The 437-nt window shown below is 53.1% G+C and carries 1 protein-coding gene; it reads right to left on the bottom strand.

What is annotated here, in order from left to right:
* Positions 1-437 (bottom strand): Ig-like domain-containing protein (locus tag H5186_RS22905; RefSeq protein ID WP_220496414.1); only part of this gene is annotated, 437 nt, incomplete at both ends.

Raw genomic sequence — 437 nt, 5'->3', positions numbered from 1 at the left:
GTGCTGGTTGCACTGGAGGTGTTACCCGCCGCATCAGATTGTGTGGCGCTGACGGTGAGCGTGCCATTATTAAAGCTGCTGACATCAAACTCACTACCACTGATAGTCCATGTACCTGCGCCATCAGCCGTCACGGTCCGCGATTGGTTATTCGAACCATCGCTGATAGTCACACTGACACTGGCATTGGCTTCTGCGCCAGAGCCGGTGATCAATACACTGCCATCTTCTACAGCATTGATCCGGCCATCAACCTCAATCGGGGTGGCAATCGTCAAGGCATTCGGTCCTGCGTTATCTAAAATCACTGAGGTGCTGGTTGCACTGGAGGTGTTACCCGCCGCATCAGATTGTGTGGCGCTGACGGTGAGCGTGCCATTATTAAAGCTGCTGACATCAAACTCACTACCACTGATAGTCCATGTACCTGCGCCATC

The organism is Pseudoalteromonas sp. SG41-2 (genome assembly GCF_014164535.1).
GTDB lineage: Bacteria > Pseudomonadota > Gammaproteobacteria > Enterobacterales > Alteromonadaceae > Pseudoalteromonas > Pseudoalteromonas rhizosphaerae.
The sequence above is the reverse complement of the archived record's forward strand: the minus strand, read 5'-3'. Positions and strand labels throughout refer to the sequence as shown.